Here is a 19,000-nt window from a genome sequence, read left to right on the forward strand (position 1 = left end):
CGGAATCAGGCGGAATCGGATGGGCACCTGGTCCACGCGGGTCTCGACTCGCTCCGCTCCCTCAACCGGCCGGGATCGACGCGGGATTCGACTCGCTCCGCTCGCTCAACCGACCGGGACCGGCGGCGAGCCGCTCAGCGCCTGCGCAGCTTGCGCACGATCCGCTTGGCGAGCGGCAGACCCTCGGTCCAGATCCGGTACCCCGGGCCCGGGCGATCCCACGATCCCGCCAGCAGGTTCTCGTGCGAGGCCCAGCCCTTCTTGAACGTGGTGACGCCGTCGTTGATCAGCCCGCCGAAGTCGTAGCGCTCGATCCCGATCGACTTCATGTGCCGGATCACGTGCCACTTCAGCGCGTAGTTGGCGCGCAGCCGCTGCCCGGTCTCGCTCATTCCGCCGTAGAGCTCGAACGCGGTGCGCGACGACTTCGCCATGAACAGGAAGGCCACCGGCCGGTCGTCGACGTACGCCGCCCAGACCGGCGAGTCCTCTCCCAGCATCGTGAACGCGTCGTGGTAGTACGAGTCCTCGTGTAGCCCGAAATCGGCGCGCTCGCTCGTCTCCCGGTACACCTCGAGGCACGCGTCGAGCTGCTCGAGCGTCTCGACCGGCCGGATGGACAGCGACTCCTCGCGTCCCGCCTTGCGCACGTATTGCCGGTGCTTCTTCGACATGTCGGCGAGCAGCTCGTCCTCCGAGCGCCGCAGGTCGAGGATCAGCGTGCGCGCGGGCAGCACCGGGGTCCCGGCTTCGCGCCAGCGCTCGCCGAGCGGGAACTCCCCCGCGTCCTCATCCGGCTCGATCGACACCGCGACGGCGCGCCGCGACCCGTGCACGTGGTCGGCGACGGCATCGGCCACCTCCGCGGGCGTCGGCGAGGGGGCGGGGCGCTCCGGATCCTGCTCGTTCCTGGCGAGCACCGGGCCGCGAGGCGCGTAGACGAAGCCGCCCAGCGGGCCGGGCAGCGCGCGCGTGAGCAGCTGGCAGGCGCCGACGACGGGGGCATCGGATCCGGATCCGCGCCGCACGAGCACGCGTTCGGCGCTCCACCGATGGGCGGACTTGAGCTCGCCCCAGCCCCACAGCTGCAGCGGGTGGCCGCCGAGATCTTTCACCGTCGCGTCCCAGAGGGCGCGATCCGTGCAGGGGGCGACGGAGAGGGAGGTCACGAGCGGTTCCTTCCGAGTTTGCGGGAGACGAAGGCGGTGAGCTCGGCGAGCTCCGGGGAGCGCACGAGCTTCAGACCGAGCAGGTACACCGCGCCGACCAGGAGCGCGACGACGATTGCGAGCCCGACGGCGGCGAGGATCCCGTACCCGGGCACGAGATTCACCACGAGCGCCGTGGCGACGAGGCCCACGACGAGTGCGGGGACCGCAGCGATCGCGTAGAGCAGCAGGCTCGCGAGGATGCGGGAGGCGTCGATGAAGCCGATGCGGCGGCGCAGGAGCCAGACCGCGAGCAGCGCCTGGACCACCGTGGTGAAGCCGAAGGCGAGGGCGTATGCCGGGCCGAGCATATCCTTCGGCAGCACCAGCAATCCGAGAGATATGACGACCAGCAGCACGATCTGCACGGTGGTGAACACGAAGGGGGTGCGCGTGTCGGAGAGGGCGTAGAACGCCCGCTGCACGATGAACAGGAAGCTGTAGGCCGCCAACCCGATCATGTAGCACTGGAGCACGATCGTGAACTGCCCCACCAGCTCCTGCGACGCGCCGGGATTCATGACGGTGCTGATGAACGGCGCCGTCGCGAAGATCACCACGGAGGCGAACACCATGACCAGTAGGATCTGCCGCGCCGACGTCGAGAAGTCGGCGCGGAACTCGGCCATCCGGCCGCTCTGCCCCCAGTGCGAGAGCCGCGTGAAGTATGCGGTGGCGAGCGAGACCGCGATCACGGAGTGCGGCATCATGAACAGCAGCCAGGCGTTCTGCATGGCGAGGGCCGACGGCCCCTCGCCCGACGCGCTGTTGATGACGTTGTTGGTGACGATGCCGCCCAGCTGCATCACGACGATCGTGGCGAGGCTCCACCCGGCGATGCGCCCGGTGTGTCCGAGCCCCATGCCCCGCCACCGGAAATCGGGGCGGTAGCGGATGCCGGCCTTGCGCCACGAGACGAAGAGGATCAGCGCCTGCGCCGCGACGCCCAACGTCGCGCTGCCCGCGAGCACTGCGATGGCCGCCGGCGTCCAGTCCTCCGGTGCGCGCGTGCCGTTGGGGTCGGCGCCGTACATGGCGATGAACACCGCGATGCCGGCGATCGCGATGACGTTGTTGAGCACCGGGGCCCAGGTGAACGGGCCGAAGACGCTCCGCGCGTTCAGCACTTCGCCGAGCATCGTGTAGAGCCCGTAGAACACGATCTGCGGCAGGCACCAGTAGGCGAAGGCGATGGCGAGGGATCGCTGCTCATCGGACCACGCCACGGTGAACACCCACACGATCCACGGCGCCGCGAGCATCGTCACGGCCGTCACGGCGGTGAGTGCCGTCATGACCAGCGTGAACACCTTGTTGATGTACCCGGCACCGCCGTCGGCGTTCTTGGCCGCCTTCACGATCTGCGGCACGAGCACGGCGTTGAGCATGCCGCCCAGCAGGATCATGTAGAGCGTGTTCGGCAGCAGATTGCCGTTCGCGAAGGCGTCGCCCGAGAGCGATTCGACCTGGCCGATGGCGTAGACGAGCAGGATGGCCTTCGCGAATCCCAGAATGCGCGAGACCATGGTGCCCGAGGCCATCACCGCGCTCGCGCGCATGATTCCCGAGGCCATCAGTAGTAAGGATCCTTCCTGACCGCCAGCGACCAGCGGCGTGCGAGCCGATCCCCGAGCTTCGTCCAGAAGGCATACGCCCACGGCTTCAGCGGCAGGTCGAAGGCGCCGGCGTAGTCGGTGATCTCGGGGGCGAAGGAGCGCTTGAACTGGCCCACTCCGAACAGCGGATGCTCGCGATCGTCCGCGCGATCCGCGGGAGGCGCGCCGCACAGATCGTGCGTCCGCGCACCGCGCTCGGCGGCCCAGCGGAGCACTTCCCACTGCAGCGCGTGCGAGGCTCCGTAGGCCGACTTGGCGCGCACCGACGCCCCGTCCTTGTAGGTGGTCTTGTCGCCGAGCGCTATCGCGTAGGCGCCCGCGACCAGCTCGGGCGCTCCATCGGCGCCGGCGCGGTGGGCGAAGAACATCTGCCCGGATCCCGGCGCGGTGGCGCCGGATCCGGATCCGGAAGCACGCGATGCGTGCTCCCCGGAGGATCCTGCGCGCTCGAAGCCCTGCCAGAACGCGCGGTAGTACTGCTCCGAGCGCAGCACGAACCGCCCTTCGGCGGTCTCGCGCAGCAGGCGGTACAGCGCGGCGCAGTTCTCGTCGGTCGCGGGCACCCGGGACACCACGATGCCGTCGCGGCGTGCGCGGGTGATGGAATTGCGGGCCTTCTTGCCGAGGCCGGCGAGCAGCTGCTCGTCGGAGCGTCCCGGCTCGCCGAGGTCGACGAGCACCGTCGAGGGGTTCGGGATGATGCGCACGGTGTCCCGGTATCCCGCAGCGCGGATCGCATCACGGGCTTCGGGTGCGAGGCGCGGCTCGATCTTCAGCAGGAACGCGCCGCGCGAGCGCGCGAGATCCGCGACCGCAGAGGCCGCCTCGAGCACCGCGGCCGCGTCCTCCCCCGCCGGGCCGGCTGGCAGGTGCCACCACTCGCCGAGCAGCGGCACGCGCTTCGCGAGCACGCCGACGGCCACTGCCGAGCGACCGGGCCGCTCGACCACCACGCGGTAGTCGCGATATCCGCCCTGCTCGCGTTTCACGGCCAGGTAGGCCTCGCCCATCCAGACCTCGCCGCCGTCCGGGTTCGCCGCGACGAGCGCATCCCAGCCGCCGCGCTCCGCCTCATCGGCGAAGCGCGCGACCGCGCCTCCTGCGGAGGCGGCACCCGCGTGGGATCCCGCCACCGCTCAGACCACCACCACGACGGGCACGATCATGGCCTTGCGGCGCAGCTTGGTGCCCACCCAGCGGCCGATCGTGCGGCGCACGATCTGCTGCAGCTGGTGGTGGTCGGTCACACCGTCCTTCATGGCGTCCTCGAGCGCGCTCGCGATCTGCGGCGTGATCTTGTCGAAGACGTGAGCGTCCTCCGCGACGCCCTTCGCGTGGATCTCGGGGCCCGACACGATCTGGCCGAGCGTCGTCTCCACCACGGTGATCACCGAGATGAAGCCCTCCTCGGCGAGCGTGCGGCGATCCCGCAGATCGTCGTCGGTGACCCGGCCAACGCTCTTGCCGTCGACGTAGATGAAATCGGTGTCGAGCTGTCCCACAGCGCGGGCCACGCCGTCGACCAGGTCGACGACCGTGCCGTTCTCGGCGATGACGGTGCGGTTCTGCGGCACGCCCGTCTCGATCGCGAGCGCGGCGTTCGCCACCAGCATGCGGTACTCGCCGTGGATGGGCATGACGTTCTTGGGGCGCACGATGTTGTAGCAGTAGAGCAGTTCGCCCGCGGCGGCGTGCCCGGAGACGTGCACCTTCGCGTTGCCCTTGTGCACCACGTGGGCGCCCAGCTTGATGAGGCCGTCGATCACCCGGTAGACCGAGGTCTCGTTGCCCGGGATGAGGCTCGATGCGAGGATCACGGTGTCGCCCGCGCCCACCTCGACCTGATGCTCGCGGTTGACCATGCGGCTGAGCACCGCCATCGGCTCGCCCTGCGAGCCCGTGGACATGTAGACGATGCGGTGGTCGGGGATGTCGCCGCTCTTCTTGAGGTCGACCAGCACGCCCTCGGGCACGTCGAGGTACCCGAGGTCGGCCGCGATCTTCATGTTGCGCACCATCGAACGGCCCAGCAGCACGACGCGCCGTCCGTTGGCGTGGGCCGCGTCGAGCACCTGCTGCACGCGATGCACGTGGCTCGAGAAACTCGCGACGACCACCTTGCCCGGCGTCTTCGCAATGACCTGCTCGATGACCGGGCCGATGTTCTTCTCGAGCGGGGTGAACCCCGGCACGTCGGCGTTCGTGGAGTCGGTCATGAAGAGGTCGACGCCCTCCTCCCCGAGACGCGCGAACGCGCGCAGATCGGTGATGCGGCCGTCGAGCGGCAACTGATCCATCTTGAAGTCGCCGGTGCCGATCACCAGGCCCGCGTCGGTGCGGATCGCGACGGCGAGCGCGTCGGGGATCGAGTGGTTCACCGCGATGAACTCGAGGTCGAACGGGCCGTACTGCACCCGGTCGTCCTCGGCGACCACGCGGGTCACCGGGCGGATGCGGTGCTCCTTGAGCTTCGCCTCGACGAAGGCGAGGGTCAGCTTGGAGCCGATGAGCGGGATGTCCTCGCGCAGCTTGAGCAGGTAGGGCACACCGCCGATGTGATCCTCGTGACCGTGCGTGAGCACGACGGCCACGACGTCGCCGAGGCGATCCTCGATCTTGGTGATGTCGGGCAGGATCAGGTCGACGCCCGGGTGCTGCACCTCGGGGAAGAAGACGCCGCAGTCGACGATCAGCAGCTTGCCGTCGATCTCGTAGACGGTCATGTTGCGACCGACCTCGCCGAGACCGCCGAGCGGCGTGATGCGCAGCGCCCCCGGTTCGAGGGCGGGAGGGGCGTATGCGGGATTCGTCATGTGTTCCTTGTGTCTGTTGCTCCGATTCGTCATTCTGCGGGAGCGAAACGAGTCGCAGAATCTCACTCGAAGATCCTGCGACTGCGCGCAGGATGACTGTGGTCAGCGGGTGGTGCCTGCGATCTGGGGCAGCGCACCGCCGGCAGCCGCGTTGCGGTCCGGCCTGAAGTTCGAAAGGTCGATGCCCGGCACATCGCCCACGAGCGCGAGTTCGTCCTCGATGAGGGCGGCCTCCCACTCCTCCGGGCCGACGAGGGGCAGGCGCACGCGCGGGCTGCCGATGCGGCCCAGGCCGTGCAGGATGTACTTCGCCGCCACCGTGCCCGGCACGTGGGTCATGACGGCGCGCACCAGGGGCTCGAGCCGCTGGTGCATGTCGCGGGCCGTGCGCAGATCGCCCGCGTTGACCGCGTCGATGATGGCCCGGTAGGGCGCCGCGGCGATGTTCGCCGTGACTCCGATGAGCCCGGTCGCCCCGATCGCGAGATGCGGCAGCACGTTGGCGTCGTCGCCCGAGAAGTACATGAGGTCGGTCTGGTTGAGCACACGGCTCACCTCGCTGAAGTCGCCCTTGGCGTCCTTCACAGCGAGGATGTTCGGGTGCTTCGCGAGGCGCAGGATCGTCTCGTACGTGATGGGCACGCCCGTGCGGCCGGGGATGTCGTAGAGGATGACCGGCAGCTCGGTGGCGTCGGCGACCATGCGGAAGTGCGTGAGCAGGCCCGCCTGGGTCGGCTTGTTGTAATAGGGCGTGACGATCATCACGCCGTCGGCGCCGGCCTTCTCGCTGGCCCGGTACAGCTCGATGGCGTGCGCGGTCTCGTTGGATCCGCCCCCCGTGATCACCTTCGCGCGACCGCTCGACACCGACTTCGCGACCTCGACCAGCTTGATCTTCTCGGGGTCGGTGAGCGTGGAGGTCTCACCGGTGGTGCCGGTGACCACGATCCCGTCGGCACCGCTCGCGATGCAGTCGTCGATGTGCTTCTCGGTCGCGGCCCAATCGACTTCGCCGTCCGCCTGGAACGGCGTGACGAGTGCGACGAGTACCTGACCGAAGGGGTTTTCCTGGTTTGCCACCTCACTAGGCTACCGGACTCCGCTGACATCGCGGGTCTACCGCTCGACCGCGGCCCCTGCGGGTCAGGCGCGCACCCAGCGCTGGAAGGCGTAGCTCAGGCCCGTCGAGGACGTCTCCGGTTCGGTCTGCTCCTGCAGCACGAACTCGGGCCCGATCTGCGGCGCGAAAGTGTCGGCGTCGGGCACGTCGAGCTCGATGCGGGTCACCACCAGCTCGTCGGCCAGCGACATCGCTGCCCGGTACAGCTCTCCGCCGCCCATGATCCAGACGCGCTCCGCCCCGCGATCCCGGGTCTCGGCCAGCGCTTCGTCGAGCGAGTGCGCCACGATCGCCCCGGGCGCGGCGAACCCGCGATCCCGCGTCACGACGACGTTCTCGCGTCCCGGAAGCGGCCGGAATCGCGCGGGCAGCGACTCCCAGGTGCGGCGGCCCATGATGACGGGCGCCCCGAGTGTCTCGCGCTTGAAGTGCGAGAGATCCTCGGGCAGGTGCCAGGGCATCTCTCCCCCGCGGCCGATCGCGCCGCGACCGCCGACGCCGCGGGCCTCGGCCCAGATCATCCCGATGCTCACGACCTCGCCTCCTTCTGCCATCCTGCGCGAAATCGCAGGATCTCACCGATGGATCCTGCGACTCGCAAGCTCGCGCAGGATGACCTCCTGGAGCAGGTTCGCGCAGCGTGCACGCGCACCGGCGATCCCCTACACCGCCACCGGGGCCTTGATGCCCGGGTGATGCCGATAGTCGACCACCTCGAAATCATCGAGCGTGTAGTCGAAGATCGAGTCGGCCTTGCTGATCTCGATGCGCGGATACGGGAACGGATCGCGTGCAAGCTGGCGCTCGACCTGCTCGACGTGGTTGTCGTAGATGTGGCAGTCGCCGCCGGTCCACACGAACTCGCCGGGCTCGAGCCCCGTCTGCTGAGCGATCATGAGCGTGAGCAGCGCGTAGCTGGCGATATTGAACGGCACCCCGAGGAACATGTCGGCGGAGCGCTGGTAGAGCTGGCACGACAGCTTGCCGTCGGCCACGTAGAACTGGAAGAAGGCGTGGCAGGGTGCGAGCGCCATCTCGTCGAGATCGGCGACGTTCCAGGCCGATACGACGATGCGCCGCGAGTCGGGGTTGCTGCGCAGCTGCTCGATGACACGCGCGATCTGATCGATGTGCTCGCCGTCCGGGGCCGGCCACGAGCGCCACTGCACCCCGTACACCGGACCGAGATCGCCGTTCTCGTCGGCCCACTCGTCCCAGATCGTGACGCCGTGCTGCTTGAGGAAGCCGATGTTGCCCTCCCCGCGCAAAAACCACAGCAGTTCTACGGCCACCGACGTGAAGTGCACGCGCTTCGTCGTGATGAGCGGGAACGACTCGGAGAGGTCGTACCGGATCTGCCGCCCGAAAAGGCTCCGCGTGCCCGTGCCCGTGCGATCCGATTTCGGCGTGCCGTGCTCGAATACCTCGCGCAGCAGGTCCTCGTACGGGATCGGGATCGGATTCTCGGTCACGCGCACGAGTCTACTCTCATCCCCGTGGCTCCGAGCGCTGTCGCCGCACGTGCGACCGACCGTCGCAGCGATGCGCGCGCCGCGAGCGGATACGTCTCACGCGCCCGCGGTTCGCGGCGCACCGCGCCTGGTCTGCTTCTCGCTCAGCATGCCCAGGTCTGCTCGTGAGATGAACTCGTCGGGCTGCTCGCCGGCCCGCCACTCCGAGATGCCGAACGACCACGGAGTCGCAACGATCTCCCGCTGCAGGCGTTCGCCCGTGAACCGCGCCTGCTCGGTGTCGCAGTCGAGGAGCAGCAGGGCGAACTCGTCGCCGCCGAACCGAGCGAAGACGTCCTGCTGCCGCACTCCCTCCTGCATCTCCCGCGAGAACTCGCGTAGCACGCGGTCGCCCTCGCCGTGCCCGAGCCGATCGTTGATCGTCTTGAAATCGTCGATGTCGATGTACAGCAGCGATAGCGGGCGTCCCGTGCGCTCCGCATTCGCGATCGCCTTCGGCAGCAGTCGTTCGAAGCCGCGCTTGTTCCACACGTCGCAGAGCGGATCGGTGATCGACGCGCGCTCGAGGCGCCGCTTGAACTGCCCCACGAGTTCGCCGAGCACCCCGCCAGTCAGCGCCAGCGTCGTCAGCACCGGGGTCATGGGCTCGCCGAACCGCAGCAGCACGATCGCGGCGTAGCCGGTCAACCAGGTGTAGCCCAGGATGCGGGCGACGCGCATCGGCAGGAACCAGACGACGTAGATGAAGAACGGGAAGAAGAGGAGCCCGATGTTCAGCGCGCGGATCTCGTCGGGTGCGAGGGCCACCGTGGGCACCATCGTCAGCGCCGCGACGGTCATGAGCACCCCCGCGGCTCGGTTCGAGAACCGGCGGCCGCGCAGCAGCACGCCGCACCCGATCGACGCCGAGAGCACTGCGGTCGCAGCGACGTCGATCCGGGGTTCCGCGTCGACGCGGAACACCGTCACGTTGAGCGTGGCGAACAGCGAGCCGGCGAACAGGTACGCGGCCGTAGCGACGGAGCGCTCCGACTGAGGTATTCGGAAGATCGCCACTCGCCCACCTCGCTTCGCACTCAGGCTTCGAGCGTACAGAATTCACGTCGGATCCTGAAAACGGCGTCTCGGCGCCGAGCTCGCGGGGCCCGTGCTCCGCGCACAAGATAGGCGCGGAGCACGGAGGGGATCAGTTGCCGAGACCGTCGTCGAAGAGTTCGACCGCCGAGGTGTCGTTCGTCGCGTCGGCCTTCGCGAGCACGTTGCCCCGGAAGAACTCGGGCGAGACCCGGGACTGGATGAGCATGAGCAGCACGCCGAGGCCCAGCACCACCACGCCGATGATGCCGACGAGTCCGATCCCGCCGATGTTGCTGCCGGATCCGAAGCTCGGGTCCATGCTGTCGATCGTCGTCTGCACGAACACGACGAGCAGCAGGATCCCGCCGATCGCGGGCAGCACGATCTTCGAGAGCACCGCACCCAGGCCCTCGCGGGGCGCCGTCTTGCGGAAGTACCACGGGCTCGCGAGCGCGGTGATGCCGTAGTAGAAGCAGACCATCATGCCGAGCGCGGTGATCGTGTCCCACAGCACGTCCTCGCTGATGAAGCGCATCACGGCGTAGAAGACGGAGGCGACGATCGAGGACCAGAGCAGCGCGACGTACGGGGACTTGTACTTGGGATGGATCCGCTTGATCGACTGGGGCAGCGCCCGGTAGTGCGACATCGCGAGCAGTGTGCGGGCCGGCGAGATCGCAGTCGAGTTGATGGAGGCCATCGCGCTCACGAGGATCGCGAGCGACAGGAGGATCGCGGCCGGTCCCATCACCGGGTGCGCGAGGGCCGCGAACACGTTCTCGGCGATGTCGGGGTTGCCGAGCCCGGTCGGCCCGTCGCCGAGGCCCGCATAGCCGACCGTGGCGGCGGCCGTGCCGACGTAGAGCACCACGAGGATCGCGACGAGGATCATCGCCGCGCGGCTCTCGGTCGACAGGCGCCCCTTCGACGGCTTCGTCTCCTCGCCCATGGTGAGCACGGTGTCCCAGCCCCAGTAGACGAAGATCGAGACCGCGATGCCCGCGGCGAAGGCGCTGAAGCTGTCGACCTCGAGCGGATTGAACCAGGAGAGCTCGGGCATGCGGCCCTCGGGGTTCGCCGGGTCGGCCGCGCCGATGAACATCGCGATGACGAACCAGACCAGCACGATCATCTGGAAGATCACGGTGATGTACTGGAAGATCTTGGTCGACGTCATCCCCCGGTACGAGATGAAGGTGGCGAGCGCCATGAAGCCGAGGCAGACCGCGATGTTGATGAAGCGGTTGGCGGCCAGATCAGCGATCGCGGGATCGCCCGCCACGATGCTGATCGACTGGAAGAGGAACTCGACGGCGATTCCCGCGAGGTTCGACAGCACGAGCACAGTGGCCGCGATGAGCCCCCATCCGGCCATCCATCCGACCCACGGCCCGAATGCGCGGGACGCCCAGGTGAAGGAGGTGCCCGAGTCCGGCATCGCCGAGTTGAGGGCGCGGTACCCGAGCGCCACGAGCAGCATGGGGATGAATCCCATGAGGAAGATGGCCGGCGTCTGATACCCGACCTCGCTCGCGGCCGGCCCGACCGCTGACGTCAAGGTGTACGCGGGCGCGCACGTGGAGATGCCGATGACGAGGGCCCCGAGCACGCCGACCGTGCCCGAGGGAAGACCTTTCTTGCTGATGCCGGTCACCGAGTCGAGCGTTCGCGTCGCCGGATCCTGAGCTGTGAGGTCGTATTTGGCCATGTGTTGTTCCGTTGCTTTCCCACGCTGCACAGGCGTGTCGGCGCACTTCGACAGCGGGTATCCTCACGGGGTCATCCGGGCCCCGACCCGCTGTCGTCCGCCGACGATTGTAGGTCGGAACGTCGAATTTCCCTAACTCTTGGCCGATTCTCCACGAATATCGTTGCGTTCACAGGCGATCGCTTGTCGGATCGCCGCTCTCGCACGCTTCCGGTCACCGCAGGCGTCATAGACGATTCCGAGGCGCATCCACGCCCGCCACGACTCCGGATCCGCTTCGGCCTCATCGCGATACCGCGGGAAGGCGGCGTCGGCGTCCTCGCGCATCGGGCGCCCCGAGGGATGCGTCGCGACCGGTTCGTCGGGCAGGCGCCCCTCCGCAGCGAGGCGGTCTGCGAGCCTCGTGGCGCTGCGGCCGAAGCGCAGCTCGCGCAGCAGCGCCCAGACGCCGATCAGCGGCAGGGTCAGCATCGCCGCACCCATGATCACGGGCACGGGCTCGGCCGATGCGAGCAGCGCGAACGCGCGGATCCCGGCGAATACGAAGTAGAGCACGAGCAGCGCGCTCATGATGGCGACGCCGACGATGGCGCGCGCTCGCGGGGTCACGCGCCGATCCCCAGCACCCGGTCGAGTCCGACGGTGAGCCCCTCGGCGGTCGTCGCCGCCTCCAGCGCCGCACGGACGCCCGCGCGATACGCCTCGTTGGAGTGGGTGTCGTGCGTGACCGTGAGCACCTCCCCCGAACCTCCGAAGCGCACCTCCTGCTTCGCGACGACTCCCGCGAGGCGCAGGCTGTGGACGGGGATCCCGGACACCAGCTGCCCCCGGGCCGGCTGCTCGGCGAACGGGGCCTCCACGGGCCGGTCCTGCCGCGCCTCCGCCATGAGTTCCGCGGTGCGGACGGCCGTGCCGCTCGGGGAGTCCACCTTGCCCGGGTGGTGCGCCTCGATCACCTCGATCGCGTCGAAGTAGGGCGCCGCGATGCGCGCGAGCGTCGTTCCGAGCACCGATCCGAGGGAGAAGTTGGGCACTACGATGACCCCGGCCCCGGGCGTCATGCGGACGCGCTCGCGCAACGACTCGAGCCGCTCCGCCGACCAGCCGCTCGTTCCCACGATCACGCGCTGTCCGTGCTCGAGGGCACGCTCGACGATCGCGGGCGACGCGTCGGGATGGCTGACATCGACGAGGATGCGCGCCGCCGCCCCCTCCTGGGGATCGGAGGCGCTGCCCAGGCGCGCCACCAGCTCGAAGCCGGGGAGCTCGTCCACCACGTCGCAGACCAGCGAGCCGAGGCGCCCGCGGGCGCCCGCCACCGCAACCGTCGTCACCATGCCGTCCAGACTACCCGCGGTCATCCTCGGAATCCTGCCCGGTCGACCTCGCCGACCGCGACCGTCGTCAACGGCCGCTCGGCGAACAGCGCGGCGACCTCGCGGATCTCCTCGGCGGTCGCCGCCGCGAACCGCTCGAGCGAGGCGTCGAGATCGTAGAGCTCCCCGCTGCCCAGCTCCGCGCGCGCCAGCCGGCCCATGCGGGTGTCGGAGTCCTCGAGCGCGAGCGCCGACGATCCCGCGATCTGACCGAGCGCCCGTTCGTGCTCCTCCTCGGTGATGCCGCCGTCGGCGAGCTTCTGCAGCTCGAGGCGGCTCAGCCTGGCCACCTCCTCGGCCTTCTCCGGCGCAGTCCCCGCGTACATGCCGAACACCCCCGCGTCCGAGTAGCTCGCCCCGAACGAGTAGGCGGTGTAGGCGAGCCCGCGCTTCTCCCGGATCTCCTGGAAGAGGCGGCTCGACATGCCGCCGCCGAGCACCGAGTTCATGATCCCGAAGGCGAACCGCCGATCGTCGCTCGCGCACAGCCCCTCGGTGCCGATCATGAGATTGACCTGCTCGGAGGGCCGCTCGGTGAGGTGGACGCGGGGCTCGGCACCTGCGCTGAACGCGCGGCCGGCGGCCTCCGTCACGGGCGAGCCGCCCGCTGCGCCGTCCGCCGCGGGAGCGCCCGGCGCAGGAACCACGGTCGCGCCCGCGGCGAGCTGCGCCCGGCGGGCAGGTGCGGCGACGCGATCCGTGTGCCAGCGCTCCTCTGGCGAGAGGTTCAGCACGGCGAGCACCTGCTCAACCAGGCGGTCGTGATCGACCGCGCCGGCCGCGGTGACGACAAGGGTCGTGGGGTCGTAGCGCTCGCGGTAGTGCTGGTTCACGTCGTCGCGGTGCGCGGCGCGAATCGTCTCCGGGTTGCCGCCGATGGGTCGGCCGAGCGGATGCTCGCCGAGCACGGCCTCGAAGAACCGCTCGTTGGCGACATCGGCGAGATCGTCGGCCGCCATGGCGAGCTCTTCGAGAATCACTCCGCGCTCGATTTCGAACTCCGTGGTCGAGAGGGTGGAGTTGGTGACCATGTCCGCGAGCACCGTCACCGCGCCGTCGATGTCGGCGTCGCGCACCTTGGCGTAGTAGCAGGTGTACTCCTTCGCGGTCAGCGCGTTGTGCTCGGCGCCAATGCGATCGAAGCTCGTGGCGATCGCGTAGGCATCGCGGCTCGGGGTCCCCTTGAAGAGCAGATGCTCGAGGAAGTGCGTCGAGCCCAGGCTCCCGGGCGCGTCCTCGCGCTCGGACTGCTCGTCGCGCGAGCCGACCCCCACCCAGAAGCCGATGGAGGCGCTGCGGGCACCGGGCATGCGCTCCGTGAGCACGCGCAGTCCGCTCGGGTGCACCGTGCGGCGCACGAGGCCGCCGCTGAGATCGGCTTCGAGTTCGGGCAGGTCGAGCGGCAGGAGAATGGGATCGCGCATCCTCCCAGCCTACTGCTCACCGCCCGGCCGTTCCCCGGGCAAGGTCCCCCCGCTTGCCCGCCCCCCCCTGTCGCGATCCATCGTCACCGAGAAACCAACCATCCGACATCCGCGCGTCAGTAGATGTCACCAAACGTGCGGCGAGGCAGCAACTACTGACGCGCGTACCGGAGGGGCCACGAGGCGACACCGGCACCTCCGAGAGCATCCGCTGCTCAACCCGCCGAGGCAAGCCGAACGTAGAAAAGCGCCCGCCTCCCCGAGAGGGAGAGGCGGGCGCTTCCTGCGCGAGAGCTACTCGGCTGCGGCCGGTGCGGCCTCGGCGGCCGGAGCCTCATCGGCAGCGGACTCCTCGATCACGGGCTCGAGCGAGAGCTTGCCGCGATCGTCGACCTTGGTGATCTTGACGAGGATCTTCTGGCCGATCGACAGGACGTCGTCCACACTGTCGATGCGCTTGCCACCGGCGAGCTTGCGCACCTCGCTGATGTGCAGCAGGCCGTCCTTGCCCGGCAGCAGCGAGACGAAGGCGCCGAATGCGGCGTTCTTCACCACGGTGCCGAGGTACTGCTCGCCCACCTCGGGGTTCTGCGGGTTGGCGATCGCGTTGACCTGCGCGCGAGCGGCCTCGGCCGAGGGGCCGTCGACCGCGCCGATGTATACGGTGCCGTCGTCGTCGATCGAGATCTCGGCACCGGTCTCGTCCTGAATGCCGTTGATCGTCTTGCCCTTGGGGCCGATGAGCTCGCCGATCTTGTCGACGGGGATCTGCACCGAGATGACGCGCGGCGCGGTGGGCGCCATCTCGTCGGGGGTGTCGATCGCCTGCGAGATCACATCGAGGATCGTCGTGCGCGCCTCCTTGGCCTGCGCGAGAGCGCCGACCAGCACGTCGGAGGGGATGCCGTCGAGCTTGGTGTCCAGCTGCAGCGCGGTCACGAACTCCGAGGTGCCGGCCACCTTGAAGTCCATGTCGCCCAGCGCGTCCTCGGCACCCAGGATATCGGTGAGGGTCGCGTATCGGGTCTCGCCGTCGACCTCATCGGACACGAGCCCCATCGCGATGCCCGCGACGGCCGCGCGCAGCGGCACGCCGGCGTTGAGCAGCGACAGGGTCGACGCGCACACAGAGCCCATCGAGGTCGAGCCATTGGAGCCGAGCGCCTCGCTGACCTGGCGAATCGCGTAGGGGAACTCCTCGCGGCTCGGCAGCACCGGCACGAGCGCGCGCTCGGCCAAGAAGCCGTGGCCGATCTCGCGGCGCTTCGGGCTGCCGACGCGGCCCGTCTCTCCGGTCGAGTAGGGCGGGAAGTTGTAGTGGTGCATGTAACGCTTCGACGTGGTGGGCGACAGCGAGTCGATCTGCTGCTCCATCTTCAGCATGTTCAGCGTGGAGACGCCCAGGATCTGGGTCTCGCCGCGCTGGAAGATCGCCGAACCGTGCACGCGCGGGATCACCTGGACCTCGGCGTCGAGCGCGCGGATGTCGCGCAGGCCGCGACCGTCGATGCGAGCACCCTCGGTGAGGATGCGGCCGCGCACGATCTTCTTGGTGACCGACTTGTAGGCGCCCGACACCTGGCCCTCGGCCTCGGCCGGCAGCTCACCGGCCGCGACCTTGGCCGCGACCGTCTCCTTGACGCGCGCCTTCAGTGCGTCGTCGGCGGCCTGGCGCTCCTGCTTGTCGGCGATCTGGTAGATGCCGGCGAGCTCGGTTTCAGCGAGCTGTGCGACCGCCGCGTAGACCTCATCGGAGTAGGGCAGGAACACGGGATACTCCTGCACCTCCTTGGCCGACTGCGCCGCGAGCTGCTCCTGCGCCTTCACCAGCTGGGTGAGGAAGGGCTTCGCAGCTTCCAGGCCCTGTGCGACGACGGCCTCGTCGGGCTTGGTCGCGCCCGCCTTGATGAGGTTCCACGACCCCTCGGTGGCCTCGGCCTCGACCATCATGATCGCGACATCCTCGGTGCCGTCGGCCTTCGTGATCACGCGGCCGGCGACCATCAGGTCGAACACGGCCTCCTTGATCTGCGCCTCGTTCGGGAACGCGACCCACTGGTCGCCGATGAGCGCCAGGCGCACGCCCGCGATGGGGCCGGAGAAGGGCAGACCCGAGATCTGCGTCGACGCCGATGCGGCGTTGATCGCGAGGGCATCGTAGTACTCGCCCGGAGCGATGGACAGCACGGTCACGACGATCTGCACCTCGTTGCGCAGGCCGTCGACGAACGACGGGCGCAGGGGGCGATCGATGAGACGGCAGACGAGGATCGCCTCGGTCGAGGGGCGGCCCTCGCGCCGGAAGAACGAGCCGGGAATCTTGCCCGCGGCGTACGAGCGCTCCTCGACATCGACGGTCAGCGGGAAGAAGTCGAAGTGATCCTTCGGCTGCTTCGACGCGCTGGTGGCCGAGAGGAGCATGGTCTCCTCGTCGAGGTAGGCGGCGACGGCGCCCTGCGCCTGCTGCGCGAGGCGGCCGGCCTCGAAACGGATGGTGCGCTTGCCGAACTTGCCGTTGTCGAGCACGGCCTCGGCGAACTTGATCTCAGGACCCTCCACGGGTACTCCTTCGTGTCAGAGGAGCGCGCGACGGGCAGCTCGAAGCGCTGCGAGCGTTCGCTGCGCAGCCGCCACGGGTGCTGATGTTCAGTAGACGAACACCCTGCACGGCGGAGGCGCGCAGGGGGATCCACCACCGAAGACCAGCCCGCCAGCCGACGCGCTCGATATCTTCGTGATCGTGGGCGGAACGCCCACTCGTCCAGACTACCACCCGGCGCCCTGAAAGGCCCGAAACACCCTCAGGCTCGGAGAAGCGCGCGCCTACGCGTAGAACCCCTCCCGAAGGTTGATGCCGTACTCGAGCCAGGCTTTCATCGCCGCGAGCATGCCGGTCCAGCCCATGCAGTTGCCGAAGGCGGCTTCGGCTCCGGCGTCGGTGGGCCTCCAGGCCCGCTCCGTCACCCGCACCTCGGTGCGGGCACCGTCGCCGACCGGGCGGAACTCGAACGCCACCTCCGTGCCGTCCGTCTCCTGCGTGGTCGCCGGATCCCCGTCCCACCGCAGCACGATCCGCTCCGGTGCCCGGGCCTCGAGAACTCGCACCGGGAACGCTCCCGGGAAGTCGGCGAAGTCCCACTGCACGGCGACCCCGGGTTCGAGACGCCCCTCTGCTCCGCCCGTCGTGAAGTAGCGGCTGAGGATCGCGGGATCCGCGACGGCCTCGTAGACCTCCGCAGGCGGCCTCGAGACGAAGCCGAACACGGTGAACTGGAGCTCGGTCAGGTCTGCGTCTGCGCTCATGCCGCGACTCTACGCCGATCCACGGACCGAGTCACCCCTCGCACCAGCCTCTGCGAGGCTCAGATGGGCGATCGACACCCAGGAGGACGATTCTGCAGATCGTGTACTCCTGGGCGCCGATCGCCTCCCCGAGTGCGAGTGCGTACCGCGACTACAGCGCGTCGACGTCGATCGTCACCAGCCGCTCGGCGCCGATGGCCTCGCGCAGCCGCTCGATGATCGACTCATCGACCAGCGCGTCGACCGAGAGCACCGAGAGCGCGGTGCCCTTCTTCTCGTCGCGGGCGATCTGCAGTCCCGCGATATTGACGCCGGCCTCGCCGAGCAGGCTGCCGTAGACGGCGACGATGCCCGGGCGGTCCGTGTAGCTGAAGACGACGAGGTGCTCGGGGATGGGCAGCTCGACGTCGTAGCCGTTGATCTCGACGATCTTCTCGATCTGCTTCGGACCGGTGAGCGTACCCGAGACCGAGACTTGGGTGCCGTCGGTCAGCGAACCGCGGATCGTGATGACGTTGCGGTAGCTCTCGGAGAGCGCGTCGACGGTGAACCGCACCTCGACGTCCCGCTGCTCGGCGAGCAGGGGCGCGTTGACGTATGAGACCGGCTCGCTGACGATCTTCGAGAAGATGCCCTTGAGCGCGGCGAGCCGCAGAGCCTCGACGTTGCGCTCGGCGAGCTCTCCGTGCACCTCGATGTCGAGCGAGGCGAGCGGGCCGTCCGCGAGACCCGCGAAGACCTGTCCGAGCTTCTCCGTGAGCGGCAGGCCGGGGCGCACGTACTCGTCGATGACGCCGCCGGCCACGTTCACCGCATCGGGCACGAGATCGCCGGCGAGCGCGAGGCGCACCGACTTCGCCACCGAGACGCCCGCCTTCTCCTGGGCTTCGGCGGTCGACGCGCCGAGGTGCGGAGTGACGTTGACGTTCGGCAGTCCGGTCAGCGAGGTGTCGGCCGGCGGCTCGTGCATGAACACATCGAGCGCCGCGCCGGCGATCTGGCCCTCGTTCAGCGCCTCGGTGAGCGCGTGCTCGTCGATCAGGCCGCCGCGTGCCACGTTCACGACGTAGGCGGAGGGCTTCATGGCACGCAGCTGCTCGGCCCCGATCATCCCGAGGGTCTCGGGAGTGCGGGGCATGTGGATTGTGAGGAAATCGGCGCGCTCGACCAGCTCGTCGAGGGTGACGAGCTGCACCCCGAGCTGCTGGGCGCGCGTCGCGGTGACGTAGGGGTCGTAGGCGACGAGCTCCACCCCGAAGCCGCGCAGACGTTCTGCGACGAGCGCTCCGATGCGACCGAGACCGATGATCCCGACCGTCTTCTCGTAGAGCTCGACGCCGGTGAACGACGAGCGCTTCCACTCCCCCGCGGAGAGCGAGGCGTGGGCCCGCGGCAGGTGACGCGCGAGTCCCAGGATGTGCGAGACGGTGAGCTCGGCGGCGCTGATGATGTTGGATGTGGGGGCGTTGACCACCATGACGCCCGCCTGGGTGGCGGCCTTGATGTCGACGTTGTCGAGGCCGACACCCGCCCGGGCCACGATCTTCAGCCGCGGCGCCCAGCCGAGCGCCTCGGCGTCGATCTGCGTGGCGGAGCGCACGAGCACCGCGTCGGCTGCCTGGAGCGCCGAGCGCAGCGCGTCGCGGTCGGTCCCGTCGACGTGCACCACCTCGAAGTCGGGGCCGAGCGCGGCGATGGTGGCGGGCGAGAGTTGTTCGGCGATCAGCACGACCGGCGCAGACATCAAGCGGTTCCTTCGGAGTCGGCGGCAAAAAACGACCCGGCGCGCAGCACCGGGGTTTCAGTCTACCCCGCGAAGGGTTCCCGAATCTTCCGGGCACGGCGGATTCCCTCTCGCCGCACCCGCTCGAGTCTCGTCAGGA

15 protein-coding genes are annotated in these 19,000 nt (G+C 69.1%); all 15 read right to left on the reverse strand.

Going from position 1 to position 19,000, the window contains the following annotated elements:
- Nucleotides 1-134: 134 nt before the first annotated feature.
- Nucleotides 135-1,169 carry a lipid II:glycine glycyltransferase FemX gene (locus tag EVS81_RS02755; RefSeq protein ID WP_130109027.1) on the reverse strand — a complete coding sequence of 345 codons (1,035 nt, stop codon included), beginning with the start codon at nucleotides 1,167-1,169 and terminating at the stop codon, nucleotides 135-137.
- Nucleotides 1,166-2,782: a murein biosynthesis integral membrane protein MurJ gene (gene murJ / locus EVS81_RS02760; protein WP_130109028.1), complete on the reverse strand. Its 1,617-nt coding sequence runs from the start codon at nucleotides 2,780-2,782 to the stop codon at nucleotides 1,166-1,168. Before murJ ends, EVS81_RS02755 begins: the two co-directional genes overlap by 4 nt.
- Nucleotides 2,782-3,957, reverse strand: coding sequence for a lipid II:glycine glycyltransferase FemX (locus EVS81_RS02765; RefSeq protein ID WP_130109029.1), 1,176 nt, complete (start codon nucleotides 3,955-3,957; stop codon nucleotides 2,782-2,784). Before EVS81_RS02765 ends, murJ begins: the two co-directional genes overlap by 1 nt.
- 3 nt (nucleotides 3,958-3,960) lie before the next feature.
- A complete protein-coding gene (locus EVS81_RS02770; RefSeq protein ID WP_130109030.1) occupies nucleotides 3,961-5,637 on the reverse strand; it encodes a ribonuclease J in 1,677 nt (558 codons plus the stop codon).
- A 102-nt stretch (nucleotides 5,638-5,739) separates the two neighbouring features.
- Nucleotides 5,740-6,717, reverse strand: coding sequence for a 4-hydroxy-tetrahydrodipicolinate synthase (gene dapA, locus EVS81_RS02775; protein ID WP_130109031.1), 978 nt, complete (start codon nucleotides 6,715-6,717; stop codon nucleotides 5,740-5,742).
- Between the two features lie 63 nt (nucleotides 6,718-6,780).
- The gene (locus EVS81_RS02780) at nucleotides 6,781-7,290 is read right to left on the reverse strand and encodes a dihydrofolate reductase (protein ID WP_338034664.1); all 510 of its coding nucleotides are present in this window, start codon (nucleotides 7,288-7,290) and stop codon (nucleotides 6,781-6,783) included.
- Between the two features lie 129 nt (nucleotides 7,291-7,419).
- Nucleotides 7,420-8,229, reverse strand: a complete 810-nt coding sequence (locus EVS81_RS02785; protein ID WP_130109032.1) for a thymidylate synthase — start codon at nucleotides 8,227-8,229, stop codon at nucleotides 7,420-7,422.
- 96 nt (nucleotides 8,230-8,325) lie between these two features.
- On the reverse strand, nucleotides 8,326-9,285 hold the full coding sequence (locus EVS81_RS02790; RefSeq protein WP_130109033.1) for a GGDEF domain-containing protein: 960 nt from the start codon (nucleotides 9,283-9,285) through the stop codon (nucleotides 8,326-8,328).
- A gap of 130 nt (nucleotides 9,286-9,415) precedes the next feature.
- Complete coding sequence (locus tag EVS81_RS02795; RefSeq protein ID WP_130109034.1) at nucleotides 9,416-11,014, reverse strand: APC family permease; 1,599 nt, start codon at nucleotides 11,012-11,014, stop codon at nucleotides 9,416-9,418.
- Nucleotides 11,015-11,146: 132 nt separating this feature from the next.
- Nucleotides 11,147-11,623: a tetratricopeptide repeat protein gene (locus EVS81_RS02800; RefSeq protein ID WP_205879378.1), complete on the reverse strand. Its 477-nt coding sequence runs from the start codon at nucleotides 11,621-11,623 to the stop codon at nucleotides 11,147-11,149.
- Nucleotides 11,620-12,375: a 4-hydroxy-tetrahydrodipicolinate reductase gene (gene dapB, locus EVS81_RS02805; RefSeq protein WP_240739937.1), complete on the reverse strand. Its 756-nt coding sequence runs from the start codon at nucleotides 12,373-12,375 to the stop codon at nucleotides 11,620-11,622. Before dapB ends, EVS81_RS02800 begins: the two co-directional genes overlap by 4 nt.
- Nucleotides 12,372-13,814 (reverse strand): M16 family metallopeptidase, encoded by a 1,443-nt coding sequence (locus EVS81_RS02810; RefSeq protein WP_130109035.1) that lies wholly within the window; start codon nucleotides 13,812-13,814, stop codon nucleotides 12,372-12,374. Before EVS81_RS02810 ends, dapB begins: the two co-directional genes overlap by 4 nt.
- Nucleotides 13,815-14,108: 294 nt before the next feature.
- The gene (locus tag EVS81_RS02815; protein ID WP_130109036.1) at nucleotides 14,109-16,373 is read right to left on the reverse strand and encodes a polyribonucleotide nucleotidyltransferase; all 2,265 of its coding nucleotides are present in this window, start codon (nucleotides 16,371-16,373) and stop codon (nucleotides 14,109-14,111) included.
- A gap of 264 nt (nucleotides 16,374-16,637) precedes the next feature.
- Nucleotides 16,638-17,117 carry an SRPBCC domain-containing protein gene (locus tag EVS81_RS02820; protein WP_130109037.1) on the reverse strand — a complete coding sequence of 160 codons (480 nt, stop codon included), beginning with the start codon at nucleotides 17,115-17,117 and terminating at the stop codon, nucleotides 16,638-16,640.
- A gap of 151 nt (nucleotides 17,118-17,268) precedes the next feature.
- Entirely contained in the window at nucleotides 17,269-18,861 is a 1,593-nt protein-coding gene (gene serA / locus EVS81_RS02825; protein ID WP_130109038.1) for a phosphoglycerate dehydrogenase, read from the reverse strand.
- Between the last annotated feature and the right edge of the window lie 139 nt (nucleotides 18,862-19,000).

The organism is Leucobacter triazinivorans, assembly GCF_004208635.1.
GTDB classification, from domain to species: domain Bacteria; phylum Actinomycetota; class Actinomycetes; order Actinomycetales; family Microbacteriaceae; genus Leucobacter; species Leucobacter triazinivorans.